Annotated in this window: 3 protein-coding genes and 1 pseudogene; all 4 read right to left on the bottom strand. The window is 48.7% G+C overall.

The genetic code is table 11. The features are described 5' to 3' along the window. Window positions 1-292, bottom strand: a pseudogene (locus WBV27_RS08785) (hypothetical protein); the annotation flags it as partial. 119 nt (window positions 293-411) lie between these two features. Beyond that, window positions 412-621 carry a glycosyltransferase gene (locus tag WBV27_RS08780; protein ID WP_424201273.1) on the bottom strand — a complete coding sequence of 70 codons (210 nt, stop codon included), beginning with the start codon at window positions 619-621 and terminating at the stop codon, window positions 412-414. A gap of 237 nt (window positions 622-858) precedes the next feature. Then, a complete protein-coding gene (gene cysK, locus WBV27_RS08775) occupies window positions 859-1,782 on the bottom strand; it encodes a cysteine synthase A (protein ID WP_424201271.1) in 924 nt (307 codons plus the stop codon). A gap of 170 nt (window positions 1,783-1,952) precedes the next feature. After that, window positions 1,953-3,101, bottom strand: coding sequence for an AAA family ATPase (locus WBV27_RS08770; protein WP_424201269.1), 1,149 nt, complete (start codon window positions 3,099-3,101; stop codon window positions 1,953-1,955). Between the last annotated feature and the right edge of the window lie 284 nt (window positions 3,102-3,385).

The raw sequence follows: 3,385 nt of genomic DNA, 5'->3' as shown, positions 1-3,385 counted from the left end.
CATAATAGGTTGTATTGTTGCTTCGTCCTGTTTCGATGGATATTTTGATGTTCTCATCTTCGTAGGAAGATTCGGTGACGATGGCCGCGGTGATTGTTTGTTCACTTACGGATTCGGACTCATCCGGATCCGTCTCCTCACTGACTGTGCTGGTCGTTGTCTCTGTAGCGGCTACCTCAGACAGCGCTTTTGGGATAACGAAGGCATCCAATAAGACGAATGCAGTTGCTGCACTCAACAGGCTCGCATAGATGAGAGCCCAACGATAGGGTTTTGAAAAAAATTGCTTCATAGAATGGTTTGTCCTTTCTTGATCGTATTGAATACGTATTTTTTTGGGTAGCATAACTGGCAAAAAAGAGCGATGCATCAACAGATGCTTTTACCAGCACCAAAAGGATTGGCACTTGCTTAAAGGGGATTTTGTTTCCCGCAATTGCTGGGATGCGTGCAGACATCGCATGCGTATTTGCTTTTCAAAAGTTCGAAAATTGCTGCATATTCCGCATCACTGCCATCGTCCACCACGATGGTGTGCAGATCCTGTTTCTGTAGCTCTTCAACCACTAAAATCAACTTTTCGTCCGGGTTAAGAGCTGGAATGATTACGACTGGATTCATATTGACGCCTCCAAATTTTTCAGTCCGGGCAACCGTTGCTCCTTTTCTGGTGCTGATTCCATTTTAAAAGAACGCACCCACTGAATTCCTCGAAATCCATACGAATAGTTGCGGAAAAAAAGTAGCGAAACACACACAAATAAAAGCCGTCACCAAATCTGGCGCACAAAAAATGTGCCCCAACCACAGGAACCGCTCCTGCTGTGGTTGGGGCACTATCATTATTCGGCATATTGCTTAATTATGAAACACAGGTGTGGAAAGGTATCTCTCACCGTTATCCGGTGCGATCGTCACTACCGACTTGCCCGCACCAAGTTGACCGGCCAAGGCGATGGCTCCTGCCACTGCCGCACCGCTGGAGATGCCTACAAGAATGCCTTCCTCTTTGGCAAGTCTGCGCGTCATTTCGAAAGCTTCTTCACTTGAGACCTGGAACACGCCATCGAATACCGCCGTGTCCAATACCTGCGGAATGAAGCCGGTACCGATTCCCTGAATCTTATGCGGTCCTTTTTGGCCGCCGCTCAACACTGCGGATTCGGAAGGTTCAAGCGCATAAATACCGACATCCGGATTCGCTTTTCGTAAAGCTCTTCCTACACCTGTGATCGTACCGCCTGTTCCGACAGCGGATAAGAAAGCATCAGGGCCGACGCCGTCGAAAGCCGCGATAATTTCCGGACCGGTTGTCGTTTCATGGATAGCCGGATTGGCTGGGTTTTCGAACTGCAGAGGCAAAAAATGGCCAGGTTGGGCTGCAATTTCTCTGGCTTTCGCAATCGCTGCAGGCATTCCCTCAGCCCCAGGAGTCAACACGAGTTCAGCACCATAAGCCGAAAGCAACAGACGCCTCTCGATGCTCATCGTATCCGGCATCACAAAGATGGCTTTATAGCCTTTCGCTGCCGCCAACATAGCCAAGCCCACGCCCGTGTTGCCGCTTGTCGGCTCTACTATCGTGTCTCCCGGCTTCAAGATTCCCTCTGCTTCCGCTGTCGCAATCATGTTCAAGGCGATGCGATCCTTTATGCTGCCGCCTACATTGAACGCCTCCAATTTCAAATAGACATCGGCGAAGCCTTCCGGTACGACTTTGCTTAATTTGATGATCGGTGTATCTCCGATCAACTCAGCTACTGACGATACGATTTTAACCATGCTGATTCCCCCATTAATTTAATCTTTTTTATGAATGTGTGCTCCAAAATTTGAGTATGGAGCGACTTCTCTGACATTGGATGATAAAGGAAGCATAACACGGGAAAACCTCTGTGAAAATCAGACATAAACGAACAAGGGTGATCGGTTTTCCCGAACACCCTTCGAATTCAATTATCGCTATTGTATTGTTTGTGCCCCATCAGTTCATCTATCGCTTCTTTTGCTTGTTTGTAACGGGCATAATAACTGAATTCGTCCTTCTCGCCGATCCCTTTTGCATCCAGCATGACGACTTTATCCAGGTTTCCGCTTCTTTCGATTTCCTCCAGCATCATCTCATGGATGGTCGTCAAAAAGGCATCCTCTGAAAATTCCATGTTGCGGTAGCCGTCGTCGACATATTTCAGAGTCGGTGGCACAACCAGAATCAAATCCCACAACTGGCGCGCAATGAAGGCGTTGGCTGACTGTTCCACTATCGCATATTCTTCCGGAGTGATCGCATAATCCACGTCCTCAGCGCCAAGGCGTGCGTAGACTTTTGTGACCATCACATCCGTGTCCAAAATTGCCATCCCTTGGCTGGCGGGATCCGCGATCGTGTCCCGATTCAGCTGGAACTGCCCGGTGACCAACCGCTGGTAATCCATGCCATCCAGTTCGAAATCATTCACATTCGATTCCTCTTGATACTGGCGCGAATATTCGAAACTGTAGGGACAGGAATACAGTTTTGCCAAATCCTTGACCAGCGTCGTTTTCCCCCCGCTCGGAGCGCCCAAAACCAGCACTTTTTTCGTGAATGCGCGCCGGAAAGGCAAAGCGATGGCATTAAAATTGCGCAAGGCATCATTGCGGATATTCAGGCCGGTGATCGGGTAGAGGCTGGTGTCCACCAAATGGACCTCATCGGTGGACTCGTTTCCCAATGCCTCAGCCTGCGCTGTTTTTCCGGTATACCATATTTTTTGCGCATCGCTGTGCTGAAGCGAATCAGCTATCTTGAGGTTGATGATTTCCAACCAGGACTCCCAGTCGGTTTCTTTTTGCGGGATGCCTTGGCCGGCTGCCATCACGACATAAATCTGGTTATCATCCGCAAATAATTCGCGCATATACCGGAATCTTCTGTAAACATCCAGACCAAAAGGCTCACCGAAATCGCCCTCCTGGCCGCAGACGATCACGACGCAACCGTCATTCTCCTTCTTAGCCTCCAAGATGACTTCCAAATGGCCGATATGGCAAGGGGCGAAGGCTCCGAAAACGATGCCGATCCGGCTGCCGCTTAATTTATCCTTGTACAGATTCCCCATCTCGATTCTCCCTTCTGCAGAACGTATTCTCTACGGTACGCAACCTACCTTTTACATACATTCTACAACTTCCTCACCGCAGCGTATAGCACGAAGGTCCTCTTCCAAGTTGGATATCCGGAAAAAGGACGCTCCAACAAAAAAACAGGCGCTCAGATCAGGTTGATCTTTGCTCCTGCTTGCCTATCGTTGGAACAGAACAGCCTCATAGCCACTGTCATTGATGGATTTTTTTGTCGTATCACCGATTGCATAGAAAACGAGCGGTTTTTTTTCGGTTTTGT

The organism is Trichococcus sp. (assembly GCF_049589555.1).
GTDB lineage: Bacteria > Bacillota > Bacilli > Lactobacillales > Aerococcaceae > Trichococcus.
This window is presented reverse-complemented; position numbering and strand designations above follow the sequence as displayed.